The following is a 25,879-nucleotide window of genomic DNA, read 5'->3' as shown; positions in this document are numbered from 1 at the left end:
GTATTACAAAATTCAAATCCTGCTTGTTAAGCTGTACGACAAACCGCGCTTATCGAAATGCTTGTACATACTCATAAAAATCAAGCGTATCGGACGCTTCTAGGCGTGCTTGTTCGACGACAGAGTCTGCGGCGATTTGGGCGAATTTGGCTTCATCATCGATACTGAGTGCATGACCCAGTAGCTCGGTTTGGTGTTTTTGCGCAAGCAGCTTGCCCAATGCCCAAGTGCCGCCAGCACGCTGTGAGTCGGCGATGATTTGAGCAGATAGGGTAAAATCAGGATTGGTGGCTTTGCCCTGCATCATCGCAAGCGCGGTGCGGTAATCATTGCCACCGTGGTGCGCATCAAAGGCGTCAGCGATCACTTGCATACGCGTCAGATGATCGACGATCCAGTCGTGTAGGCAGGCTTGACCTGCGTCTGTCTCGATGCTGATGCCTTTTTGTCTGCCGTGATTGACCACAGTATCGATGTTGCGATTTAGGCGTTTTTCTTCATCGGGCAGTAGGGCAGGCGAGTCATTGAGCAGGCAGTACAGTGCCAGCACTTCTAAGAAACAGGCGGTCGAGACTTTGATACCGATGTCTGAATACGGATCAAGGTCAATGGCGCGAAATTCCACATAAGCGATGCCGCGCGCTGCCAAGGCTTGTGTTGGCGTTTCGCCTGATTTGGTGGTTTGTTTTGGGCGAATTGGACTGTAGTATTCGTTTTCGATTTGTAGAATGTGGCTGTTAATCTGAATCGGATTGCCATGATCATCATCGACGCCGATGGCTTCAAAGTCCTTAAACGGCGTGCCGATCGCCTTTCTTAACCCTGCGATGTATTCATCCAGATCATTGTAGCGGATGTCTAGGTCTTCTTGCACGCTGTTGGTGTAGCCAAGTTTGCCCATACGCAGGCTTGTGCCATCAGGCTGATGATAGCTGCAGCTGTGCTCAGATAGTGGCACCAAGTGATGCTCACGACCGCTTAAGAAAGTGCCGCAGACCGCAGGACTTGCGCCCAGTAGATACAGTACCAGTGGTGTTAGGCGTTTGAAATTGCGAATCAGTGCAAGGTATTTGGCATTTTTAAATACTGCCAAATCGCCTGTGCCATCGGCTGTGTGCCATGCAGAAAATAAGTCATCGCCGATGGATAGATTATAGTGCAAGCCTGCGATGGTTTGCATCTTGCGACCATAGCGCACACCTAGCCCTGAGCGGTACAAGGTCTTAAGCTTGCCGATGTTCGATGAACCATAGTCAGCCAGTGGAATGTCGCTGTCGGTATCAGAGGTCATGCATGGCATGGACATCGGCCACATTAGCTCATCATTTTCAAGTGAGCGATGCACCAGTACATGCAGGTCGCGCAGCATATCCAAGGCTTGCTTGATGGTGGGCTTGGGTTCGGTAATCAGCTCAAGCAGATTCTCAGAATAATCGGTGGTGATGTACGGATGGGTCAGCTTTGAGCCCAATTTGGCAGGGTGAAAAGTCTTGGCGGTGTAGCCATCAGGCTGCATTCGCAAACCTTCTTTTTCGATGCCGCGCTGCATACCAGCGACCAGATTTGGGGTGAACCATGTCGGAAGAGTGAAAGTGGCTTGAGTCATAAGCGAACTACTTGTAATAAGGCAAGGGCTGAGCGTGATTTTCTTATTATAAACAAGATGCCGCGCGCTTGGCAAAATAATTTGGGCGTTTGGCGCAGCTTTGTGATGGACGAACAAGGTCAAATCGGATCACAAAGCCGCACAGATGGATCAGATAGAAAAAGACGAACCACAGCCGCAAGTGGTGGTGGCGTTCGGGTTATTGACGATAAAGCGCGAGCCTTCGAGTCCTTCGGTGTAGTCGATGGTTGAGCCTGCTAAGTATTGATAGCTTAGGGCATCGACCACCAGTACTTCTGTGCCATTGTCAAATGTGGCGTCATCATCGCCCAATTCTTCAGCAAAATCAAACCCATAGCTAAAGCCCGAGCAGCCGCCACCCGTCACATACACGCGCAGCATTAGTGCATCATTGCCTTCAGCGGCTTTGAGTTTGGCAAGTTTGGCAGCAGCATTGTCAGTTAGGGTAAGACCAGTATTCATAATAACCTGTCAATTATCGTAAATGTGTCAATTTAATAAGACCGATTGTCAATTATACAAGGTTTTGGCGTGGAAAATAAGTGCTTTGTTGTCACAGGGTGTAAAAATGCCGTTTGATGAGTGTTAAACGGTGTTTTCACCATCAAGATTACTTGCTTGCTACGGTAAATCGCTTATGCAAATGAGCCTAATTTTCCATATCATCGGCAATCGCAATCGCCAAATCTGGCACTTGGGCAATTTTTGAAGCATTCACAATCGCCTTTTCTCCAGTCAAATGATCTTGGTGGAAAGTCAGCTGATTATAATCCGCTTTAAAGCTACTGACTATACTATCTATTGTCAAATATCTATAAAGTGAATTATATAGAAATATATCTTAAATTATTCAAATTTAAGAAAAAAGGTGTATCATATACACTTTTTATATGTGAGCTTTGGGCTATATCTGAATTCCAGAAAGTTTTTTGTAAAGCTCAGTGGCATATCCATCGGTCATGCCAGAGATAAAGTCTGTCACCATTAAAATCGCATAATAGCATCCATTGTCTGAGTCTTTGGTAATGGAAGATTCACAAACCTTCAATTGTGATTCAGATATCAGACCGATCAGTCGCTGCGATAAAGGGTCTGAGCATTTGCCTTGATTCTCGGCAAAATCGATCGCAGCAGGAATAAATTTATCAAGTAAAAATCTAAGCGTGGTATGTCCTGCGATCTCAAGCTCTAGAATGCTTTTATGATTAAAAATATTCTGGATACAGAAATCTTTCAAGAATTGATGTAATTTTTCACCAAAAGTTTCTTTGAATAAATCTGCATCGTAGTTACCCTGCATGATTTGATCGTATTTATGCATAAATTGATAACTGGCACACCAAATAAGACTGTCTCTGATTGTTAAGAATAAATAATTGGGTTGACGATTTTCTTCTTTGAGTTTTTTGTAGATAGCGTTGTATGCATTATTTTCTTGCTCAATATAATTATCCAGTTGTCTTTTAAAGAAATCATAAGTGATGATTTCTTTTTTAATCGCATCTTCAATATCCGCTGTTAGATAGGCGATGTCGTCAGCCGCCTCTAGAATAAAAGTGAGCGGATGTCTATTCTTGTGACATCCAGTAGCGGCAGTGATAGAGTCAAAAATATCTTGCTCGCTATAAAAATACCCTACTTTTTTATTAACGATTTTACCGTCTTTGGTTTCACTAGAGTTGCGAGTGTATTTGATGATCGTATTTAATGTCGCGCAAGACAAATCCATCCCGTGATCGCCTGAAAATTGGTGCAGTCGCGTGATGATTCTTAATGCTTGAGCATTGCCTTCGAATTCCAAAAAATCGTTTAGCTGCTGTGGTGTGAGCCTTTCTTGAAGCTCATAGCACTTCTTATTATCCTTAAACCAAGACCTAATCACCGTTTCGCCAAAGTGACCAAATGGTGGATTGCCAATATCATGCAGTAAAGCAGCACATTCTAAAACGGTTTGAATGTCTAGAAAATTCGATAGCCATTGGTTTTTGTCATCATTTGATAATCGTTTCGCTTCTTTTGATGCCTTGGTTGCGATTGTTTTGGCGATGGCTGCCACTTCGAGTGAATGGGTTAATCTGGTTCTGACAAAATCACCGCGATTTAGGGGAAATACTTGTGTTTTGTCCTGCAGTCTTCGAAAGGCAGGACTGGTAATAATTCTCTTATAATCTGACGATAAATCTATTTCGTGATTTGACAACCGTTTGCTGCTTAATAAAACATTCCAGTTTGTTATTGACATAGCAAATTCCCTTAAGTGTAAAGTGATAGAAATTGAAAATAGTCCTTTAACTGTGCTATAGCCCATGATAAGCCAATGTATAGGAGCTGTCCTAGATGACAATCACCTCCTGATTATTGCTTCAAAATGGACACTTGAGATCTAAACCGCCATGATTCATAATAGCATAAATAAATCATATTGAAAATTAATCTTAGAAGAGATAAAGCAAGCAAAAACCATTTGTCAGGCAAATTTCTAAGCTACCTATGCGGTAGTGAAGATAAAGCATCGAGCTGGGCATCAAGCCTTGAAGTTTCTAAGCTACCTATGCGGTAGTGAAGAGGAAACCTTTCATCTAGGAGAAGATCCTCATTTTCTAAGCTACCTATGCGGTAGTGAAGAGTCAGTGCCAACACACGCTTTGGCACCGCTTTTTCTAAGCTACCTATGCGGTAGTGAAGATTACGCTTAACAACAAACTTGCTGATAAACTTTTCTAAGCTACCTATGCGGTAGTGAAGACGCCTCGTGTTTATGCCGCTTGAGACAGATTTTTCTAAGCCACCTATGCGGTAGTGAAGAGGCTGTGCTCGACGCATCTACTTACAAACTTTTTCTAAGCTACCTATGCGGTAGTGAAGCATAGCGTTCATTCGCCTGCATACAGCCGTATTTTCTAAGCTACCTATGCGGTAGTGAAGGTGTTGTCAGTTAGTTGCTCTTCGCTGATGTTTTTCTAAGCTACCTATGCGGTAGTGAAGGTGCAAGCATTGAAGCATTACTCAAAGCATCATTTCTAAGCTACCTATGCGGTAGTGAAGCACTGGCAAGAATACCCACAGCTAACAGGAAATTTCTAAGCTACCTATGCGGTAGTGAAGAAAAAGCCAAAGCGCACGCTGAATACATTACATTTCTAAGCTACCTATGCGGTAGTGAAGTTGGGGCGTAAGGCAACACGCTTTGATGTTAATTTCTAAGCTACCTATGCGGTAGTGAAGAATGGCTGTCAAAGCAAGAATATTACCAAGATTTTCTAAGCTACCTATGCGGTAGTGAAGGTGCGGATCTCTTTGGGGATATCCCAAACATATTTCTAAGCTACCTATGCGGTAGTGAAGTGGTCAGCTTCATCGGCGTACAGATGCGACATTTTCTAAGCTACCTATGCGGTAGTGAAGAAACTTATTCATGAGTGTTGTTTCCTCTATTTTTTCTAAGCTACCTATGCGGTAGTGAAGGATATCATCAAAATTAGCAGGCTCATCCAGATTTTCTAAGCTACCTATGCGGTAGTGAAGATAATCGCCCAAAAACCCAGTCTTTACAGATTTTTCTAAGCTACCTATGCGGTAGTGAAGAAGGCTCAACATTTTTTGTGGATAACAAAAAGTTTCTAAGCTACCTATGCGGTAGTGAAGGTACGCTACTTGTGGCACTCTCAACATCTTCATTTCTAAGCTACCTATGCGGTAGTGAAGGGGATGGTTCGCACTTGTGATCTTGGCGGATTTTTCTAAGCTACCTATGCGGTAGTGAAGAAATATGTTGGCTGAAATCATTGATTGGCATTTTTCTAAGCTACCTATGCGGTAGTGAAGCCTTGATTTCGGCGCCTGTCTTACTGCGTGTGTTTCTAAGCTACCTATGCGGTAGTGAAGACGACTACTATGCCTTTTGGTGCAAAAAGAATTTTCTAAGCTACCTATGCGGTAGTGAAGAAGCGTTATCACCGTCCCAAGTCGCCCAGCATTTTCTAAGCTACCTATGCGGTAGTGAAGTGCTTGATAATCTTGGCACATAACGCCGTCACTTTCTAAGCTACCTATGCGGTAGTGAAGGCTTAGGGGTATTTTTTTATCTGAGTGATTTTTTTCTAAGCTACCTATGCGGTAGTGAAGAAGCACGCCAAGCGACTAAAAGTATGCTGATTTTTCTAAGCTACCTATGCGGTAGTGAAGGTATTCGATCGGCGCCAGCTCGAAGTCGACCATTTCTAAGCTACCTATGCGGTAGTGAAGGGGGCGGTGAAATCGTTTGGCTTGGCACTTTTTTTCTAAGCTACCTATGCGGTAGTGAAGTGGGTAGCGGCACGAAGTGGCTGGCTCAATATTTTCTAAGCTACCTATGCGGTAGTGAAGTTGACTTCGTGTAGCTTGCCATCAAATGACTTTTTCTAAGCTACCTATGCGGTAGTGAAGCTTCACGACTTGGCGACTCGTGATATAACGCTTTTCTAAGCTACCTATGCGGTAGTGAAGAATCAGCGATTGACGGAACAGAACAAGATACTTTTCTAAGCTACCTATGCGGTAGTGAAGAGTAATTATAAACAAAAAAACTAAGAAATAACAGGGGGTTATGATGGTTTTACCCTTTTTACCCAAACAAAAATCCACCTATTATAACTGATTGATTTTATTAAGTTTTTAAATAGTTATAAAAATAAAGGGTAAAACTTTATTTGTTTGTCATCCAATGATCCAAAGTATAGCATAAATTAAGATATTGGCGAATAATATCCGATCATCAAAGTATTTGATAAATTCACTGAAATAAGTTTTAAGTGAGTGAAATTAACTTCTTATAGCATTGATAAACTTGTGGTATTTCTAGATACCGCAAGTTTATTTATTGCCACTTTTCTCCATGGCGTTTCACTACCAGCATCCAGTCCTGCCATGACGCGCGCAAGGATAAAAGGATGGCAATGAGCTCAAAAGCCATCTGTGTATCTCGCCATAAAAACCACCCCAAAGACCGCAAACCTTTGGGGTGGTTTTTATGATAAATATCAATCACTCATCCCATTTACGCAGTAGCAGTGAGCCGTTGGTGCCGCCAAAGCCAAAGCTGTTAGACAGCGCGAAATTCACGCCACTCACCTTGCGCGCAGTATGTGGAATATAGTCAAGCGTGCAGGCGTCATCGACATTGTCTAGGTTAATGGTCGGTGGCAGCAGCTGATTTTGTAGTGCCAAGACGGTAAAAATCGCTTCAATCGCCCCTGCAGCGCCCAACAGATGCCCCGTCATTGATTTGGTTGAGCTGACCAAAATGTCCTTACCAAATAAACGCTCGATCGCTTGACTTTCGGCGACATCGCCCTGTGGCGTGCTTGTACCGTGGGCGTTGATATAGCCGACCTGATCTGCGCTGATACCAGCATCGGCAAGGGCTGCCGCCATCGCGCGCGCCGCACCTTCACCACCTGTCGATGGGCTGGTGATGTGATTGGCGTCATCACTCATGCCAAAGCCGACCAATTCTGCCAAGATGGTCGCACCGCGTGCTTTGGCATGGGCAAGGCTTTCTAGCACCAAAGCGCCTGCACCATCACCCAGCACAAAGCCATCACGGTCTTTGTCAAAAGGGCGGCTTGCGCGCGTCGGCTCATCATTGCGCGTCGAGAGTGCGTGCATCGCGCCAAAGCCTGACAGTCCAAGTGGCGTCGATGCTTTCTCGCTACCACCGACCAAGACCGCATCACAGTCGCCATAGGCAATCAAGCGCGCGCCTAAGCCAATAGCGTGTGTCGAAGTCGTACAAGCCGTCGCAGTGGCAAGGTTTGCGCCTTTTAGTCCATGACGCATCGCGATCAAGCCTGCCGGCATATTGGCAATCGTTCCAGGGATGATAAAAGGTGAGACTTTTTTGGCACCGTGATCGCGCAAGGTGTCGCGGCTATTTTCGATGGTCTGAATGCCGCCAATGCCCGAACCCATCACCACGCCAAAGCGCGTGCCATCGACATTGACAGGCAGACTATCGCCTGTGATGCCATCAATCAAGCCTGCATGATGTAGCGCTTGTGCTGCCGCGACTTGCGCATAATGCACAAAAGTATCAAAGCGGCGCGCTTCTTTGGGGTTTAGAAATTCTTTGGCATCAAAATTCTTCACAAGCCCTGCGATCTGCGCGCGAAATTCATCAATCGCCACCGTCTTATCATCAAAACCATCAAGGCGCGTGATGCCACTGACGCCATTGATTAGATTATCCCAAATCTCATCAAGGCTTGTGCCGACAGGGGTCAATGCACCCATGCCAGTGACGACGACGCGCTCATGATCAGATTTTTCAAAATAGGCTTTTTTGTGCGGTGGTACGGTACTTGTAGTCATGACAGATCCATTCAATTATAAAAATTTGCTTTATCTTAGCATGATTTGTGATGGATTTACAGTTTACAAGTGTAAATTTTTTAAATTATAAAAAATCAATCATACATGAAGATCTGATTGATATGATTGATATGATTGATTAAAACGACTTATTTTATCAAAACTGTCGAGCTTGACTTTTGGGCGGTGCCTACCTACAATGCCATCAAATCCATTGTCCTGCCAAATCATGACCCATACCCCACCAACCCGAAACGGCATTTCGCCAAGCAAGCTATACTTGCCCAAGATGGCTGTACAGCCTGAGAGTATTTTTGCTTATGTCTGTGACAAATTCGCCCACATCAGCGCGGATGAGTGGCGCGCACGCTTTGACGATGGCTTGGTGGTGGCGACAGATGGCGCGGTGCTTGGCGTGGATGCGCCTTATCAGCATGGCATGACGATTTATTATTATCGTGCGCTGCCTAGTGAGACTGTCGTGCCTTTTGTGCATCGGATTGTTTTTGAAAATGATGATTTGCTTGTGGTGGATAAGCCACATTTTCTCACTATCGCACCTGCAGGAAGCTATGTGGTGCAGACGCTGCTGACGCGGCTTAAGTGCCAATTTGACAATGATGCGATCTCGCCCATTCATCGGCTGGATCGTGAGACGGCAGGGCTTATCATGTTTGCCAAGACGCATAAGGCGCGCCAAGCTTACCAAAGCTTATTTGCCACGCGTGATGTTCATAAAGTATATCATGCCATCGCACCTGTTAGCACAAGTTTACAATTTCCCTTAGAACTAAGCCTGTATCTTGAGCGGGGTGAGCCATTTTATACCATGCAAGTCGGCAATCACACGCCCAATACACATACCAAGATCGATGTGCTTGAATATCGTAATGATGGGCGATTTGCCAAATACGAACTGCATCCAAGTACGGGCAAACTGCACCAATTGCGCGTCCATATGAATCATCTTGGCATCGCGATCGTCAATGACAGCTTTTATCCTACTGTATCGCATAAGTCCGATGATGATTTTAGCCATCCTTTACAATTACTGGCAAAAAGACTGTCCTTTATCGATCCATTGACAGGTGAGATGATGGCGTTTGAATCAGGATTTGAGCTGGATTTGGCGGCTGTGCCAAGCTGATGTGCGGCTATTTTTTGACAAAATTATGCTTATAAATTGACAAGGTTTTTGATACATTGTACAGTAAAAACTCTACAAATCTACAAATCTACAAACCTAAAACAAGGAGTGGTGTGATGGTGCAATTTGTCACTTGCGATTTATTGGATGATCAAGGCGATAAAGTCACAGGCGTGGTGTCGCCGTATATCGATGGCAAGAGTTTTCGTAATTTTGGCGGGCGCACAAGCTTTGGCGGGCAGGTGGTGACGGTCAAGTGCTTTGAAGATAATTCGCGCGTCAAAGAGCTGCTTGCCACCGATGGTGCAGGGCGTGTGCTGGTCGTCGATGGCGGCGGCTCGATGCGTTGTGCGCTATTGGGTGATATGATCGCAGAGTCGGCGGTCAAGCACGGTTGGGCAGGCGTAATCATCTATGGCTGCGTGCGCGATGTCGATGCGATGGCGACGATGGAGTTGGGCGTACAGGCATTGGCAAGCATTCCCCAAAAATCCACGCGCAAAGGCATCGGCGAAGTGGGTCTGACGCTTCAGTTTGGCGGTGTGACCATCCGCGATGGCGATTATATTTATGCAGATAATAATGGCATCATTGTCGCGTCTGAGCCGTTAGTGTGAGTAAATTTTCACCAGATTTTTGTCATTCATCGAAAAAGCTTGTCAGTCTGATGGGCTTTTTTTGTGAAAGCGCACACACATCACACCGCAATCACCATCATTTTGCAAGAATTGTGCAACAAATTACAGATTTTATCGCCAAAAAGTGGTATAGTACACCTATTTTACAAGTAACTTTTGTCAGTGACGCTTGGCGTTATTAGGAGTCTGTATGCGTTCGATCGTGGATGCTTATTTGAAAGTGGGCTTGGTGCCGATGATTGTGTTGGCGCTGATTGTCGGTACATTGATCGGGGTGTTTGCCCCTGCAGCAGGATTGAGCCTTGGGATTTTGGGGTCGATTTTTGTTGGTGCGTTAAAGGCAGTTGCCCCTGTATTGGTCTTTGTGCTGGTGCTTGCAGCGGTCTCTGGGCATAAAGTGGGCAGCGATGTGCGCATCAAGCCGATTTTTGTGCTGTATCTGATCGGTACTTTTTCGGCGGCATTGGTGGCAGTGGGTGCAAGCTTCTTGTTCCCAACTGAGCTTGCCCTTGCCAATATGCAAGCAGTCGAACAAGCGGCACCACAAAGCCTGCGTGAAGTTTTGGCCAATCTTTTGATGAACTTGGTGGCAAACCCTGTCAAATCTTTGGCAGAAGCCAACTATATGGGCATCTTGACTTGGGCGGTGCTGATCGGTCTTGCACTGCGTCATGTGGCTGAGACCACACGCCAAGTCGTTGCCGATCTGGGCACAGCGGTCACGAGCGTGGTTAAGTGGATCATTGCACTTGCGCCATTTGGTATTTTGGGTCTTGTGGCGAGCACCGTTGCTGAGACGGGTGTCGAAGCTTTGGTTGGCTATGCACGCCTATTGCTGGTACTGGTCGGCTCGATGCTGTTCATCGCATTGGTGGTGAACCCGATCATCGTCTTTGCCATGACGCGCAAAAACCCATATCCGCTGGTATTCACCTGCTTGCGTGAGTCAGGCGTGACGGCGTTCTTTACCCGTTCATCAGCGGCGAATATCCCTGTGAACATGAACCTTGCGCGCAAATTGGGCTTGAGCGAAGACACCTATTCGATGACCATTCCACTGGGTGCGACCATCAACATGGCAGGCGCGGCGATCACTATTAATGTACTGACCTTGGCAGCGGCGCACACACTTGGCATTGAAGTCAGCTTCGGCTCAGCGCTGCTACTTGCTATCGTCGGCTCGCTATCGGCGTGCGGTGCATCAGGCGTGGCAGGTGGCTCATTGCTACTGATTCCATTGGCGTGTAGTCTATTTAACATCCCAAATGACATCGCCATGCAAGTGGTTGCCATCGGCTTTATCATCGGCGTGGTGCAAGACTCAGCCGAGACTGCGCTGAACTCATCGACCGATGTGCTGTTCACCGCAGCGGCAGATCCGAAGTTCGCTCATAAGGGCTAAATTTCATCAATGCACAAAAACCTGTCATCTTTGGCAGGTTTTTTTCTATGATAAATCAAAAACTTAGCAGAAAATTGATAAAAAATTCTCTGTCAAATGCCCGCCTTAAGCTTAATTTAAGCTTGGTGTGGTGTAATACACACATCGGCAGGGCAAGATAAGCTTTGCCAAAGAAAACCTAAGTTTATCATTTCAGGAGTTTTTTATGAAATCATTCGCCAAGCTATCGACCGCGCTACTTGCCGCTGCTGTATTGGTCTCAGGTGCAGCGCACGCACAGGCCACCCAAGTCATCACCGCTGCCACCGCCAAAAATCTAAGCGATGAGACGCCAGTCACCATCAAAGGCAAAATCATCCGTAAGCTTGCCAAAGAAAGCTATGAGCTACAAGACGCCAGTGGCAAAGTGCGCGTCGATATCGATGATGACGAAACGCGTGGCAGCAACATCATCGGCAAGACCGTAACCATCACAGGTGAACTGGACAAAAAACGCGATGGCAGCGTCGAGATCGAGACCGATTATCTACAGATTCATTGATGGTTAATTATCGCTGATAACCCGCCCATGTGGTGGGTTTTTCTTTTTTTTTCTTTTTGGATGCTCAACAAAAAAGCCATCAATGATGGCTTTAGATGGCAATCACGCTGATTGTTTTTCGCGTGCTTTTAGTACTTTTTTGACTTTATCGCGCGCGCGGCTTTGCTTGAGCGTCGAGAGATAATCGACGAACAATTTACCGTTTAGATGATCCATCTCATGCTGAATGCACACCGCCAACAGCCCATCGGCATCAATGCTGAACGCCTTGCCATCACGATCCAGCGCATCAATATGCACGCGGCTTGGGCGTTCGACATCATCATATACTTCAGGTACAGACAGGCAGCCTTCTTGATATGGCTTAAGTTCATCGGTCAGCGGCGTCACCACAGGATTGATGAACACTTGCGGCGCAGGCTCTTCGCCATCACGTGCCAAATCCATCACGATCAGCTGCACATGGCGATCGACTTGCGTGGCGGCAAGTCCGATGCCGTTGGCGTGATACATGGTTTCAAACATATCATCGATTAAAGTTTTGATCGTGTCATCCACAGCAGCCACAGGCGCGGCGATGGTGCGCAGACGCGGATCAGGATAAGCCAAAATTGGTAATAATGCCATAATTTACCCTTAAAAATTTTTAAACATATATCATCTGTCCAAGCAGATGAATTGATCATAAGATGGGGACGGATGCCAAATTTTTAAATCATGCATGGTGGCTTTTGGCGGCAAATTGCCCAAAAGCGAATAAATTTGCCATTATACCCCAATTAGCAGTTGGCAAGGGGTGTATTTTATGTAAAAATATCAAAATTATCGTCGTAAGATGCAATACAAGATAAATGTCAGCGATTGCCATTGCGACCTAAATTGATTCATTTGCAAGGATTTACCATGACCGCACGCACCGCCACCATCACTCGCAACACCGCCGAGACGCAAATCAGCGTCAGCATCAACCTTGACGGCACAGGTCAAGGCGTCCTAGATACGGGCGTGCCGTTTTTGGATCATATGCTTGATCAGATTAAGCGCCACGGCTTGATCGATCTGGATGTCAAATGTGTCGGCGATACGCACATTGATGACCATCACAGCGTCGAAGATGTCGGCATTGCCATCGGTCAGGCGCTAAAAGCCGCCCTAGGCGACAAAAAAGGTATCCGCCGTTATGGGCATTTTTACGCACCACTGGATGAGAGCCTAAGTCGCGTGGTAGTGGATATTTCGGGTCGTCCGGGACTGCACATGGATATTCCGTTTACGCGCTCGCACATTGGCAAGATGGATGTCGATCTGTTTTCTGAGTTTTTCTATGGCTTGGTCAATCATGCTTTCATCACTTTACACATTGATAACTTAAAAGGCAAAAACAGTCACCATCAGATCGAAAGTGTGTTTAAAGCCTTGGCAAGAGCCTTACGCATGGCAGTCGAATACGATGAGCGCGCGCTGAATCAGCTGCCATCGACCAAAGAAATGCTATAAGGGGATGACGATGACTGCCCCAAAAATTGCACTGCTGGATTATGGCGTGGGAAATCTGTATTCTGTGGCAAATGCCCTGAGTGTCGCTGGTGGTGATGTCGTCATCACAAGCGATCCTGCAGTGATCAAGGCCAGTGATAAAATCATGCTGCCCGGTGTCGGTGCGATGCGTGACGCTATGGCAAATATGCAGGTGCACGGCATTGATGTCGCGGTGAAAGATGCGCTAGCAAATAAGCCTGTGATGGCGATCTGTGTCGGTATGCAGGCGATGTTTGATTATTCTGAAGAAGGGGATGTGCCATGTCTTGGTATCATTAAAGGGGCGGTGCGTCTGTTTGATGAGACTTGGGTCGAGAATGGCCATCCGATCAAAATCCCCCATGTCGGCTGGAATCGTGTCGATGCTGACACTGATCATGAGTTGTGGGATGGCTGCAATCATGAGCATTTTTATTTCACGCACAGCTACTACTGCGACCCTGTGGCAGATGACAATCTGATCATCGCCACCACCGAATATGGCGAGAAATTCTGCTCAAGCATTATCCGTGACAACCTGTTCATCACGCAGTTTCACCCAGAAAAAAGCCATGACGCAGGATTAAAACTATTGTCAAACTTTATCAAATGGCAGCCTTAAGCATCCATTCAGCCAAGAAAAATCCAGCGAACAGATCATTCGCTGGATTTTTGTTTTGTTCAGAGAGCGGCTTATTCCACCGTCACCGACTTAGCTAGGTTACGAGGTTTATCGACATCGGTGCCACGCACCAAGGCAACATGATATGACAACAGCTGCACACCGATGGTGTGGACGATTGGCGATAGTACGCCGACATGACGCGGTGTGCGGATGACATGAATGCCTTCACCTGCCGTGAAGTCACTATCAAGATCAGATAGCACAAACAGCTCACCGCCACGCGCCGACACTTCTTGCATATTGGCCTTGACTTTGTCCAATAGACCATCGTTTGGCGAGATGACGACCACAGGCATATTTTCATCGACTAGGGCAAGCGGACCATGCTTAAGCTCACCAGCTGGATAGGCTTCAGCGTGGATGTAGGTCAGCTCTTTTAATTTCAATGCACCTTCTAGGGCGATCGGGTAGTGGATACCGCGACCTAGGAACAGCGCTGACGGCTTGGCTGAGAATTTTTGTGCCCATGCACCAAGCTGTGGCTCAAGGTTCAAAGCGTGCTGAATACTGCCTGGTAGTAGGCGTAGCTCTTCGGCGTATTGCTCAGCGGTCTCATCGCTGACATGACCGCGGATTTTACCCAAAGTCACCGCAAGACCAAATAGCACTACAAGCTGTGTGGTAAACGCTTTGGTACTTGCCACGCCGATCTCAGCACCGGCACGGGTATAGATTGCAAGCGTTGAGTTGCGAGGTAGGGCTGATTCCATCACATTACAGATGGATAGGCTGTATTTGTGCCCTTGGGTCATGGCAAACTTCAACGCTTCCATGGTATCAAGCGTCTCACCTGATTGGCTGATGGTCACAATCAGCTCGTTTTCATCACCGATGACATCGCGATAGCGATATTCGCTGGCGATCTCAACATCGCAGCGGATTTTGGCAATACTTTCAAGCCAGTATTTACCTGTCAAAGCGGCATAATACGAAGTACCGCAGGCAAGAATCTTGATGCTATTGATTTTGCCAAAAATCTCAGGTGCATCATCACCAAAGTTCTCAGCGATAAAACCGCCTTCTAAGAAAATCTCAGCGGTGTCAGATACGGCGCGCGGCTGCTCGTAGATTTCTTTTTGCATAAAGTGGCTGTATGGGCCAAGCTCAAGTGATGCCAAAGACAGCTCAGAAGTCTTGACAATACGTGTTGATTCCACGCCATCTTTATCCAGTAGCTTATCAATGCCACCTGCTGATAGTAGGGCGATGTCGCCATCTTCTAGGTAAGTCACGCGGCGTGTAAAGGCAATCACTGCCGATACATCAGATGCGATGAATACTTCATCATCACCAAAGGCGACCAATAGCGGGCAGCCCATGCGCGCGACAACCATTTGATTCGGCTTGTCATTGGCGATCACAGCGATGGCATACGCCCCGTGAAAACGCGCGGTCGCAGCTTGTACGGCGGTGTACAGATCATGGTCATTATTGACATATTCGTGGTGCACACTGTGGGCGATGACTTCGGTGTCGGTCTGTGATTCGAACACATAACCCAGCGCTTCTAGGCGGACGCGCTCAGCTTCGAAGTTTTCGATGATGCCGTTATGCACCACCGAGATCAGACCTGCTGAGATGTGTGGATGTGCGTTCGGCTCAGTCACGCCACCGTGCGTTGCCCAGCGCGTATGACCGATGCCGGTATGACCATAAATTTCCTTATTCTTGGCAGCTTCTTCCATCAGTGCCACGCGACCGACACGGCGCACTCGGCGAATGCCTGTCTCGGTCTGCACCGCGATGCCTGATGAGTCATAGCCGCGATATTCCAGACGCTTTAGACCGTCTGTCAAAAAATCAACCACATTATGATGCGCACGAATTGCGCCAACGATACCGCACATAGCTTGTTCCTTAGTATCACAGTAGAAAAAATATCAAAGTAAAAAGTGTAAAAACTTTGCTTGCAGCCACCCCAAATCGTTAGGCGGTGCAACTGTGTGATTATATCACGGTGATTGGGGGTGAGAGTGTAAAATTTTATATCACAGCTTTGATCAATTGTATCCAATTACCCAAACCATCGCCATTGTCCCAAAGTAGCATCTTAAGATTAATTCAAATCCATTCACCAAACTAAACCCTTGGAAAAACCATCTGCCACGCCCTAGAAATTTCACCAAGCATCCCCATTAATGAGCCAATCATCTCTTATTTTGGAAAATTTTATGACTACTGATGTAAACAACTACCGTCAGCGTTTTTTTATTGATAATTCGGTGGTGCGTGGCGATGTCGTGCGTCTGACGGATGCTTATCAAACTGTCATCGCTCAAAAGGTATATCCTGCTGCGATCAAAGCACTGCTTGGCGAGATGTTGGTCTCGGCAAGTCTGCTTATTGGCACGCTAAAAATCGACGGTAAGCTGTCGATTCAGCTACAGACTTCAGACGATAACGCGCGCCTAAATTGGGCGATGGCAGAGTGCGATCACACAGGCGCAGTGCGTGCATTGGCAAGCTTTGATGCTCAAAGTGAAGACGATCAGAAGCTTTGGGCAAGTCTTGTCAGCAGCGATGATGCCTTTGCGCAATTGGGCGCAGGCGTGCTATTTATTAGCATTCATCCTGATAAGGGCGAAGCGTACCAAGGCATCGTGGAGCGAGTGAGTGATAATCTGGGCGAGTGCTTGGCGCATTATCAAAAACAATCAGCACAAATCCCAACCATCATCAAGCTTGCCACCAATGATGTCGCAGCAGGTGGTGTGTTGGTGCAGCTGCTGCCACAAAGCGATGAAGATAAAGAAAACGACCCTGATCTGTGGGATCGCTTGAGCGTCTTGACCAATACGCTAAAAGCCGATGAGATCACCGATTTACCAGCCGATGAGATCTTGTACCGCTTGTATCACGAAGAAGAAGTGGCGTTGCCTGAGAGTACACCGCTACATTTTGCGTGTACTTGTTCTCAGGAAAAATCCGAAGGGGCAATTGTGCAATTGGGTCTGGATGATGCTAAGCAAATGCTTGTCGCGCATGATGGCGCACTTGTGCTTGATTGCGGTTTTTGTGGTAAAGAATACCGCTTTGATGCCAAGGCGATCGATCAGCTGTTTGGCATCGATGATGCGCCTGTGAGCGAGACGGTGCAATAATCAGCTTTATACTTTGCCATTCAAATAGGTTTCATGTGAAACATCGGCAATAAAAACACCGTATGATCAGATGCCATGCGGTGTTTTCTTATCCAAAAATCAGTACAGCACATCAGGACCAATCGGCACAACGCCTGTTGGATTGATGGTGGTGTGGCTTTGGTAATAATGATGCTTGATGTGGTGTATATTGATGGTCTCGGCGAACTCAGGCATCTGCATTAGGCGATCAACATAGCGATGCAAGGCAGGATAGTCGCGGATGTGTTTTTTATTGCATTTAAAATGCCCATAATACACCGCATCGAAGCGGATCAGCGTGGTGAATAGGCGAATGTCCGCTTCGGTCGGCTGATTGCCCACCAGATAGTCTGTAGAGCTTAAGTGTTCATCCAGCCAATCTAGGGTCTCAAATAAAGGGTGAAACGCTTCTTCATAGGCTTCTTGGGTGGTGGCAAAACCGCAGCGATACACGCCGTTATTGACCGTCGGATAAATGCGCTCATTCATCGCATCGATCTCATCACGCAGATGAATGGGGTAGTAATCACCTGCCTTTGCGCCCAGATCATCAAATGCCGTGTTAAACATACGAATGATCTCGCTGGATTCATTACTGACGATGCGATTTTCTTGTAAATCCCACAGTACAGGCACGGTTACACGACCTGTCATGTCAGGGCGCGCTTTGGTATAAAGCTCGTGCAGATATTTGGCGTTCATCACAGGATCTGCGATCACGCCTTCACCTTCTTGGAAAGTCCAACCATGCTCGCGCATCAGCCAATGCACGACCGATACCGATACCAGATCTTCCAATCCTTTAAGCTTACGGACAATCAGCGTGCGGTTCGCCCATGGACAGGCTAGACTGACATACAGATGATAGCGACCTTTTGCGGCAGGGACGGCAGCTTCACCATTGGGACCGGGTTCGCCATTTTTGGTCAGCCAATCACGGAATCCAGATTGTTCGCGCACGAAGCGACCTTTGGTTTTGCCAGTTTCATACCAAGTGTCATGCCAGACACCATTGACTAAAAGTCCCATATCGTTTCCTTATTATTGTTATAAAAATTACCTTACCGCAGGCGCACCAATGAACGCGATGGATAAGTTTGATTGAGTGAATAATAATGTGCTGTGGATGGGGCGGGTGGTTCATTGTTATTATCAAGATCTAGTCTATCACGCCAATCGGCGTATGACAAGTTTGGGTATTTAAACCAAGCAATCATCAGCCAATAAAAAACTTGCCGATCATGACGATGGGCAAGTTTTTATGAGTGTCAATCGAACATCACGCCGAGACTTGGGTTTGGCTTGGTGGTACATAACGCTTATGGCGGTTGATGTGGCGTTCAAATTGACGGAAGATAAATAAGAAAATCCAGCTGATCACTAGGTAGATCACACCTGCCGCGAAGAACATCTCAAGGTTTAGATAAGTCACTGCGATGATGTCGCGCGCCTTGTGCGTCAGTTCAACAACCGTGATCGATGCTGCCAAGGCACTGCCTTTTAGCATAAAAATCACTTCATTGCTATAAGCAGGAATCATGATACCAAAAGCACGCGGCAGGGTGATGCGGCGCAGTTTTTGTACCCATGACATACCGATGGCATCAGCGGCTTCAAGCTCGCCCTTTGGCACAGCTTGGATCGCGCCACGAACGATCTCACCGATGTAGGCAGAAGTGTTCAGCGTAAAGGCGATGATCGCACACCAAAACGGCACACTAAATACAGGCTTCCACAGTGCTGATTCGCGCACCGCATCAAACTGACCCAAGCCATAATAAATCAAGAAAATCTGTACCAATAGCGGCGTGCCACGGAAAAAGAAAATATACGCCGCAGGAATGGCGCGCAGCCAAGCAATCGGTGATAATCGCCATAAGCCAAGCAGTACGCCAAAGACCAAGCCTAAAGCACACGACAGCACCACAAGCTCAATGGTGGTGATCGATGCCTTGAGTAGATCGGGGAAATATTGGATGATCGCTTGCCAGTTCCAGTTCATGATCTACCCCCTAGCTTACGAAGTTTTTTGGCGTAGCGCGCAGCAGGATTGGCACGATCTTCAGACCACATCATAAACAGGGTGATCACCGAAGTCAGCACCAGATAAATCAAGGCGGCTGTCAAGAAAAAGGTAAATGGCTGCTGTGTCGATTGCGCAGCACGCTGTGAAAAATACATCAAATCATGCAAACCAATCAGCGAGACCAGTGCCGTGTCTTTTAATAAGACCAGTGCCAAGTTACCAAGCCCTGGTAGCGCCACCATCCACATCTGTGGCAAGATGATACGAAAAAAGGTCTGTGTCGGACGCATACCGATACTTTGTGCCGACTCCCATTGTCCTTTTGGGATATCTTGGATCGCCATGCGAAATACTTCGGTGGCATAAGCACCGAACATGATCGATAACGCGGCAACACCTGCCCAAAACTGGCTGATGTCCACGCGTCCAGAATAGCCAAGCTGCTTAGCAATCATTGCTAAGATAATGCCACCGCCAAAGAAGATGAAAAATACCATCAACAGCTCAGGGATGCCGCGCACCACAGTGGTGTACAGATTGGCAAGTTTTTCCAAAATCCAAATGCCTGATAATTTGGCCAAAGCACCCAACAAGCCAAACAACAGCCCAAAGACTAGGCTTGTTAAGCCAAGCTTAATGGTCAGCAGTGTGCCCTGTAATAAAATCGGGCCATAACCTTGTAAATCAAACACTGAAATACCTTATTTAAATGGTAAAAAATTAAAAATAGTCAATTATAATTCTTGTAAAAATGACGCACACCGTCTGCAATCCATGAGATGGCGTGCCAAGTTTTTACAAGCATTGACTGCTATCACATCCTTGTTTAGCCAATCACGCTTGATGAGCAAGATTACTCCATGCCAGCAGGCATGCCTTCTTCACCAAAGTGCTTGACGACGATTTGCTTATAAGTGCCGTCGGCTTTGATCGCAGCAAGTGCATCATCGATTTTGGTCAATAGCTCGGTATTGCCTTTATCGACAGCTACCGCGATCTTGTCATCGATATCGATGTCATCGCCTTTGATACTAAAGCCTTGACCTAGGTCGGATTTTAGCCAAGTCAATGCAGGCAGCTTATCAGAGATCATCGCATCAGCGCGACCATTGCCCAGATCGATGAAGGCATTATCCAAGGTGTCATACAGCTGTGGTTTGCTGTTTGGATAAGTGGCGGTCAGCCATTGGCTTGAGATGGTCGAACGCTGAGCGACGATCTTGGCAGCTTCGATGGCGGCGGCTGATGTTGGGTCAAAAGTTGAGTCATTTTTCGCCAAAAATACCAAGGTATTGACATAGTATGGTTTACTAAAATCGACCTGCTCGCTGCGCTCAGGCGTTACCGACATCGCTGAGACGATGGCGTCAAATTTGCCGGTCTTCAGTGCAGGAATGATACCGTCCCAATCTTGCGCACCGATTTCACATTTGACTCGCATCTTATCGCATAGGGCATTGGCGATATCGACATCAAAGCCGCCGACGCTGCCGTCTGGATTGGTGAAGTTAAATGGTGCATAAGCACCTTCGGTTGCGATGCGTAGCACTTCGCCGCCTTCAGCAGCTGCTTTATCGCCGCTGTTGCCGCCGCACGCGGTCAAAGTCATCGCACTGATCACAGCAGCTGCGATACCAAATTTATTGAATTTCATCATCTTCTCCTTGATTGAATGGTAACAAAGATGTTCAACTCATCTTTGTCTTTGTAAATTTATTGTACTTTTACGGTGTCGCCCAGATGCTTGGCGGCGATCTCGGCATATTTACCGTTGGTTTTTAGGCTTGCTAAGGCAGCGTCAAATTCAGCTTTTAGCGCATCTCCTTTGCGCACTGCGATACCGACTTTATCATCGATATCGATGGCATCGCCTTTGATCTCGTAGCCTTGACCTTGTTCAGTGGTCAGCCAGTCACTGACAGGCATGATGTCAGACATCATCGCATCAGCACGACCAGCGGTCAAATCCAGATAGGCATTGTCTTGCTTATCATAAGTTTTGACGATGGCATCTGGATAGTTCTTGGCAAGGTATTCGGCTGATACGGTGGCTTGTTGGGTGGCGATGGTTTTGCCTGCGATGGTGTCAAGCGAAATGTCGTCGCCTTTTTTACCGATCAAGACCAGTTTATTATCAAAATATGGCTCGCTAAAGTCCACGACATTTAGGCGATCTGGGGTGATAGACATACCCGCCATGATGGCGTCTGCTTGATTGGCTTGCAGGCTTGGGATTAAGCTGTCCCAATCTTGGCTGACGATGTCGCATTTGGCTTTCATCTCTTCGCACAGCGCATTGGCAAGGTCAATCTCAAAGCCGACGACATTGCCTTGGACATCCAGATAACTAAACGGCTTGAAGTTCGACTCAGTGACGATACGAATGTGCTTTTGTTCGCCTTCGGTAGCAGCAGGGGCGGCAGCTTGTTCAGGCTCAGCAGGTTTTTCATTGCTGCAAGCAGACAAGGCAGCGGCGGCGAACACAGCGCCGGCGATATAACTTAATTTCATGACAGTATCCTTAACGGTCAGCGCAAATGCGCTCAATGGGTAAAAGGGCAGTCAAAATATGACATGATGACTGCCGTTTTATGAACAACAAAAGTCAAATCTATGACAGATTAAAAATAAGCTTTTTCGATTTCAGCAAGTTTGCCTGATTCTTTTAGCTTAGCCAAAGCAGAGTTCAGCTCGTCTTTTAGTGCATCGCCTTTACGCACAGCGATACCTAGGTTGTCATCATTATCGATCTCATCACCGACCAAGCCGAACGCTTCATTGCCTTCTTGTTTTAGCCAGTCAGATGCTGATGCTTTTTCTGCCATGACTGCAGCGTTACGACCTGCTTTCATGTCAAGATAAGCATTGGTATAGGTGTCGTACAGCTGTACGGTGTTGCCGTCTTTGCCATCATATTTTTCGGTGATGTAGGCAGCACCTGTGGTAGAACGCTGACCGCCCAGCACTAGGTTTTTGATGTTATTTGGGTCAAAGCTGCCGTCTTTTTTGGCAAGCCAAACGATGGTGTTAGAAAAATATGGCTCGCTAAAATCCACCTGTGCTTGACGCTCTGGGGTGATTGACATGCCTGCGATGATGGCATCGTATTTATTGGCAAGCAGACCTGGAATCAGACCGTCCCAATCTTGTGCGACGATTTCGCATTTGGCTTTCATCTCAGCGCAGGCGGCGTTGATCACATCGACATCAAAGCCGACGATTTTGCCACTGGCATCCGTGTCGTTGAATGGAGGGTAAGCCGCTTCTGTTGCGATCACGATGGTGCGAACTGCGGTGCTGTCAGCAGCAGTGTCGGCAGGTTTTTGGTTACAACCGACCAAAGCAATGGTACTGATGGCGGCAAGTGCAGTAAGTTTGTGCATGGTAATGTCCTTAATAAATGATGGGCAAATTAACAATTAACGATGCGATGCCATAAATTCACGCACGCGCTCTGATTTTGGACGATCGAAGACTTCTTCGGGTGTGCCGATCTCTTCGATGCGACCTTGATGTAGAAATACGACCTTGCTAGATACTTCACGAGCAAAGCGCATTTCATGAGTGACGATCAGCATGGTGCGACCTTCGGCAGCAAGTTCACGCATGACTGCCAACACTTCATTGACTAGCTCAGGGTCTAGTGCCGATGTCGGTTCATCGAACAGCAGCACTTGCGGCTTCATGGCAAGTGCGCGAGCGATGGCGACGCGCTGACGCTGACCGCCTGACAGATTATCAGGGTAGGCATCTTTTTTGTCCAACAGACCAACCTTGGTCAATAAACGCTCAGCATCCTTGATCGCGTCTTCTTTGCTTAGACCCAGCACTTGGGTTGGGCCTTCGATGATGTTTTGTAAAATGGTTTTGTGCGGCCATAGGTTGAAGCTTTGGAATACAAAGCCAATCTTTGAACGCAGTTTCTCAAGCTGACGACGGTCGGCGGCGATCAGCTCACCGTTTTTGCTTTTGAGTTTCAGCTCTTCTTGACCGACGATGATTTTGCCTGAAGTTGGGTTTTCAAGTAGGTTAATGCAGCGAAGTAGGGTTGATTTGCCTGAACCTGACGAACCTAAAATGCTGATGACATCACCATCATGGGCGGTCAGGGAAACACCTTTTAGGACATCCAAAGAGCCATAGCTCTTGTGAATGTCCTGTAAGTCCAAAGCAATTGGTCGTAAGCCGGTCATAAATCTTCCTGTCTTGTTTAATCTGTAAATAAAGCTTGTGACGATAACGCATCCTGCTGATCACAAAAAACGAAGTTGTAATAGCATATTTTTACCCAAAACTAAAATAAAGGCAAATATTTTTCACAATTTTTTGCTGTATTTTTCATCAAAGCGGATAAAAAGCATATAAAATCGCTATTTTTATGAATAATCTGCATTTTTCTATGAAAAATTTGATGGATATTTGCTGGTGATGATTGAATTTTATACAAATTTTCTTAGATAAAAATGGCGAGTGTGGGCGCGCTAGTTTGACAAATCGCAGTCGTGTTCGTAGTGCGGATTACTTGCCAAATCGGGGCTGTGATGCTATAGTCTTATCAATTTAAAATTAAAAAACAGGACACGCCATGAGTATCACCGACATCACAAACTATATGAATCAAGTGGGTACAGCTGCTAAAGCCGCTGCCGCTGTGCTTGCTGCCGCCGACACCCAAACCAAAAATCACGCCCTAAGCTGTATCAAGCAGGCGTTGATTGAACAAAAACAAGCCGTGCTTGATGCCAATACCATCGATGTCAAAGCGGGGCAGGATAATGGGCTTGAGGCGTCATTACTTGACCGTTTGGTGCTCAATGAAGCGCGTTTTGATGGTATGATTGCATCGCTTGATGATGTGATTGCCCTGCCTGACCCTGTGGGTGAAATTAGCCAAATGACCTATCGTCCATCAGGCATCCAGCTGGGTAAGATGCGTGTGCCACTCGGCGTCATCGGGATGATTTATGAATCTCGCCCAAATGTCACCATCGAGGCAGCAAGCCTTGCCATCAAATCGGGCAATGCCATCATCTTGCGGGGTGGCTCTGAGGCGTATCACTCCAACCAAGCCATTGCTGCCTGTATCCATGCAGGGCTTAAGATGGCAGGCGTGCCACAGGATGTGGTGCAGGTGTTAGCGACCACAGATCGCTCGGCGGTGGATAGTCTAATCACTATGAAAGAGTCGGTCGATGTGGTGATTCCCCGTGGTGGCAAGGGGCTGATTGAGCGTATCAGTCGTGGGGCAAGCGTGCCAGTGATTAAGCATTTGGACGGTAATTGCCATACTTATATCGATCAAGATGCCAATCACGAGATGGCGATTAAGGTTGCCACCAATGCCAAAACTTCTCGCTATGGCACCTGTAACACCATGGAGACGCTACTGGTGCATGAGGCACTCGCAGAACAGCTGTTGCCTGCCATCACACAGGCAATGATGGATGCAGACAGTGCCATGCAGTTTCGCTTATGCCCAGTCAGTCAAGGCATACTCGGGCAGAGTGATGCTTATCAGGCGGCGACAGAAGATGACTGGTACACAGAGTATCTGGCACCAATCTTGGCGGTCAAAGTGGTGAGCAGCCTAGATGATGCCATCAGCCACATCAATCACTATGGCAGCCATCATACCGATGTCATCATCACCGAGAACTACACCACCGCCAATGCATTCGTACGTCGTGTCGATTCATCGAGCGTGATGGTCAATGCATCCAGCCGATTTGCTGATGGCTTTGAGTATGGCTTGGGTGCTGAGATTGGTATCTCAACGGATAAGATTCACGCTCGTGGCCCTGTGGGTCTGCATGGATTGACTTCCGAAAAATGGGTGGTCTTTGGGCATGGGGAGGTGCGATAGCGCGAAAAAAGATGGTTTCATTTCATGTTGTCTTTGTTATAATGAAATAAATCATCTATCTTAAAAAATGTTTGCAATGTCTAAATACTTTCTGATAATGTTCAGCGTTCAGCGTTCAGCGTTCAGCGTTCAGCGTTCAGCGTTCAGCGTTCAGCGTTCAGCGTTCAGCGTGGCGTCGGCTAATTTCGTCTCAATTTTCTAATCAATCTCCATCTATCTTTAGTCTGCCTAATATTTTGGGCGGACTTTTTGTTGTCCAAAATTTATATCAACTCCAAAAAGGCGGTACACAATGACCGATACCGCCAAAACTCAATCCCAAACCAAATCCAAAAAGCGTGTCGCTGACCATGGCGAGGTCTTTACTCATGAGCGTGAGGTTCGTGCCATGCTTGATTTGGTCAAAATCCAAAGTCAGCAAATTGGCAGTCGTTTTCTTGAGCCTGCGTGTGGCACGGGTAATTTCTTGGCAGAAATCCTAACACGCAAACTGACAACCGTATTGGCAAAATCACAAATCAACAAAAGTCAAAAATCTCCCAAATATTCCCAAAGCCACTATGAGCGAGATGCTATTTGGGCGATTTCAAGCATTTATGGCATTGAACTACTTGCCGATAATGTCAGCGAGTGCCGTAGTCGATTATTGTCGTTATTTGAATCTCATTATCGAACGCATTTTGGGAATATCAATCAAGCGGTGATTGGTGTCGCTCAATTTTTATTATCCAAAAATATTGTCCACGGTGATGCCTTGACGCTCAAAGACCATGATGGTGATGCCATCGTGTTTAGCGAATGGGCATTTGTTAGTGATATTAAGCTCAATCGCCGTGATTTTGTTTATGAAAATCTTGTCGAAAAAATAGACAACCAATCACCTGTTGATAAGGGCTTTATTGCCAAGCCGATTCAGGAATATCCCCCAATTCATTTTTTAAATTTATTTGAACAAGGATAAG

General features: G+C 46.7%; 23 protein-coding genes and 1 CRISPR repeat array. Of the genes, 10 read left to right on the top strand and 13 right to left on the bottom strand.

Translation table 11 applies throughout. The annotated features are described in order from the left end of the window. Positions 1 to 49 precede the first annotated feature (49 nt). From gshA to fabF, 4 genes are all read right to left on the bottom strand, one after another. Positions 50 to 1,606, bottom strand: a complete 1,557-nt coding sequence (gshA, locus tag NKU06_RS03865) for a glutamate--cysteine ligase (protein WP_254728845.1) — start codon at positions 1,604 to 1,606, stop codon at positions 50 to 52. 150 nt (positions 1,607 to 1,756) lie between these two features. Next, the gene (gene erpA, locus NKU06_RS03860; protein WP_253222834.1) at positions 1,757 to 2,089 is read right to left on the bottom strand and encodes an iron-sulfur cluster insertion protein ErpA; all 333 of its coding nucleotides are present in this window, start codon (positions 2,087 to 2,089) and stop codon (positions 1,757 to 1,759) included. Positions 2,090 to 2,531: 442 nt separating this feature from the next. Further along, entirely contained in the window at positions 2,532 to 3,869 is a 1,338-nt protein-coding gene (locus tag NKU06_RS03855) for a deoxyguanosinetriphosphate triphosphohydrolase (protein ID WP_254728844.1), read from the bottom strand. Between the two features lie 234 nt (positions 3,870 to 4,103). Further along, positions 4,104 to 6,172: a CRISPR direct-repeat array (repeat unit 28 nt; unit sequence TTTCTAAGCTACCTATGCGGTAGTGAAG). Positions 6,173 to 6,649: 477 nt separating this feature from the next. Further along, positions 6,650 to 7,975 (bottom strand): beta-ketoacyl-ACP synthase II, encoded by a 1,326-nt coding sequence (gene fabF / locus NKU06_RS03850; RefSeq protein WP_254728843.1) that lies wholly within the window; start codon positions 7,973 to 7,975, stop codon positions 6,650 to 6,652. Between the two features lie 229 nt (positions 7,976 to 8,204). Here fabF and NKU06_RS03845 point away from each other — a divergent pair, with 229 nt between their 5' ends. The 4 genes from NKU06_RS03845 (at position 8,205) to NKU06_RS03830 (ending at position 11,703) form a co-directional block, all read left to right on the top strand. Next, positions 8,205 to 9,122, top strand: coding sequence for a pseudouridine synthase (locus NKU06_RS03845; RefSeq protein ID WP_254728842.1), 918 nt, complete (start codon positions 8,205 to 8,207; stop codon positions 9,120 to 9,122). Between the two features lie 116 nt (positions 9,123 to 9,238). Next, positions 9,239 to 9,739 carry a ribonuclease E activity regulator RraA gene (gene rraA, locus NKU06_RS03840; RefSeq protein WP_254728841.1) on the top strand — a complete coding sequence of 167 codons (501 nt, stop codon included), beginning with the start codon at positions 9,239 to 9,241 and terminating at the stop codon, positions 9,737 to 9,739. Between the two features lie 211 nt (positions 9,740 to 9,950). Next, positions 9,951 to 11,162 (top strand): serine/threonine transporter SstT, encoded by a 1,212-nt coding sequence (gene sstT, locus NKU06_RS03835; RefSeq protein WP_254728840.1) that lies wholly within the window; start codon positions 9,951 to 9,953, stop codon positions 11,160 to 11,162. Between the two features lie 205 nt (positions 11,163 to 11,367). Next, positions 11,368 to 11,703 (top strand): NirD/YgiW/YdeI family stress tolerance protein, encoded by a 336-nt coding sequence (locus NKU06_RS03830; protein ID WP_254728839.1) that lies wholly within the window; start codon positions 11,368 to 11,370, stop codon positions 11,701 to 11,703. A 102-nt stretch (positions 11,704 to 11,805) separates the two neighbouring features. Here NKU06_RS03830 and def read toward each other — a convergent pair whose 3' ends face one another. Then, positions 11,806 to 12,330, bottom strand: a complete 525-nt coding sequence (gene def / locus NKU06_RS03825) for a peptide deformylase (RefSeq protein WP_253222842.1) — start codon at positions 12,328 to 12,330, stop codon at positions 11,806 to 11,808. 276 nt (positions 12,331 to 12,606) lie between these two features. On the opposite strand from def, the gene hisB reads away from it, so the two are divergent. Both hisB and hisH read left to right on the top strand, forming a co-directional pair. After that, positions 12,607 to 13,200, top strand: coding sequence for an imidazoleglycerol-phosphate dehydratase HisB (gene hisB, locus NKU06_RS03820; protein WP_253222843.1), 594 nt, complete (start codon positions 12,607 to 12,609; stop codon positions 13,198 to 13,200). Between the two features lie 10 nt (positions 13,201 to 13,210). After that, positions 13,211 to 13,843, top strand: a complete 633-nt coding sequence (gene hisH, locus NKU06_RS03815; protein ID WP_254728838.1) for an imidazole glycerol phosphate synthase subunit HisH — start codon at positions 13,211 to 13,213, stop codon at positions 13,841 to 13,843. Positions 13,844 to 13,914: 71 nt separating this feature from the next. Here the strand turns inward: hisH and glmS are convergent, their stop codons facing one another. Then, complete coding sequence (glmS, locus tag NKU06_RS03810; RefSeq protein ID WP_254728837.1) at positions 13,915 to 15,753, bottom strand: glutamine--fructose-6-phosphate transaminase (isomerizing); 1,839 nt, start codon at positions 15,751 to 15,753, stop codon at positions 13,915 to 13,917. A 324-nt stretch (positions 15,754 to 16,077) separates the two neighbouring features. Between glmS and NKU06_RS03805 the strand changes: the two genes are divergently transcribed. Beyond that, complete coding sequence (locus tag NKU06_RS03805) at positions 16,078 to 17,007, top strand: Hsp33 family molecular chaperone HslO (protein WP_254728836.1); 930 nt, start codon at positions 16,078 to 16,080, stop codon at positions 17,005 to 17,007. Between the two features lie 99 nt (positions 17,008 to 17,106). On the opposite strand, the gene NKU06_RS03800 is transcribed toward NKU06_RS03805, so the two are convergent. The 7 genes from NKU06_RS03800 to NKU06_RS03770 all read right to left on the bottom strand — a co-directional run bounded on the left by NKU06_RS03800 (position 17,107) and on the right by NKU06_RS03770 (position 23,247). Next, positions 17,107 to 18,057: a glutathione S-transferase family protein gene (locus NKU06_RS03800; RefSeq protein WP_253222847.1), complete on the bottom strand. Its 951-nt coding sequence runs from the start codon at positions 18,055 to 18,057 to the stop codon at positions 17,107 to 17,109. A 250-nt stretch (positions 18,058 to 18,307) separates the two neighbouring features. After that, complete coding sequence (locus tag NKU06_RS03795) at positions 18,308 to 19,030, bottom strand: ABC transporter permease (protein WP_253222848.1); 723 nt, start codon at positions 19,028 to 19,030, stop codon at positions 18,308 to 18,310. Then, on the bottom strand, positions 19,027 to 19,746 hold the full coding sequence (locus NKU06_RS03790) for an ABC transporter permease (RefSeq protein ID WP_253222849.1): 720 nt from the start codon (positions 19,744 to 19,746) through the stop codon (positions 19,027 to 19,029). Before NKU06_RS03790 ends, NKU06_RS03795 begins: the two co-directional genes overlap by 4 nt. Positions 19,747 to 19,907: 161 nt before the next feature. Next, positions 19,908 to 20,663 carry a transporter substrate-binding domain-containing protein gene (locus NKU06_RS03785; RefSeq protein ID WP_371923543.1) on the bottom strand — a complete coding sequence of 252 codons (756 nt, stop codon included), beginning with the start codon at positions 20,661 to 20,663 and terminating at the stop codon, positions 19,908 to 19,910. 104 nt (positions 20,664 to 20,767) lie between these two features. Next, positions 20,768 to 21,565: a transporter substrate-binding domain-containing protein gene (locus NKU06_RS03780; protein WP_254728835.1), complete on the bottom strand. Its 798-nt coding sequence runs from the start codon at positions 21,563 to 21,565 to the stop codon at positions 20,768 to 20,770. 110 nt (positions 21,566 to 21,675) lie between these two features. After that, a complete protein-coding gene (locus NKU06_RS03775; RefSeq protein ID WP_253222851.1) occupies positions 21,676 to 22,437 on the bottom strand; it encodes a transporter substrate-binding domain-containing protein in 762 nt (253 codons plus the stop codon). Between the two features lie 36 nt (positions 22,438 to 22,473). After that, complete coding sequence (locus tag NKU06_RS03770) at positions 22,474 to 23,247, bottom strand: ABC transporter ATP-binding protein (protein WP_254728834.1); 774 nt, start codon at positions 23,245 to 23,247, stop codon at positions 22,474 to 22,476. Positions 23,248 to 23,639: 392 nt separating this feature from the next. Here NKU06_RS03770 and NKU06_RS03765 point away from each other — a divergent pair, with 392 nt between their 5' ends. From NKU06_RS03765 to NKU06_RS03760, 3 genes are all read left to right on the top strand, one after another. Continuing rightward, entirely contained in the window at positions 23,640 to 24,917 is a 1,278-nt protein-coding gene (locus tag NKU06_RS03765) for a glutamate-5-semialdehyde dehydrogenase (protein WP_254728833.1), read from the top strand. Between the two features lie 76 nt (positions 24,918 to 24,993). Then, positions 24,994 to 25,119, top strand: coding sequence for a hypothetical protein (locus NKU06_RS11545; protein WP_256521285.1), 126 nt, complete (start codon positions 24,994 to 24,996; stop codon positions 25,117 to 25,119). Positions 25,120 to 25,209: 90 nt separating this feature from the next. Next, a complete protein-coding gene (locus NKU06_RS03760; RefSeq protein ID WP_254728832.1) occupies positions 25,210 to 25,878 on the top strand; it encodes a restriction endonuclease subunit M in 669 nt (222 codons plus the stop codon). Position 25,879 lies beyond the last annotated feature (1 nt).

Origin of the sequence: Moraxella sp. FZLJ2109 (genome assembly GCF_024296965.1) — a bacterium.
GTDB lineage: Bacteria > Pseudomonadota > Gammaproteobacteria > Pseudomonadales > Moraxellaceae > Moraxella.
Note: the sequence above shows the minus strand (reverse complement) of the source record. Positions and strands in the feature narration are given on the sequence as shown.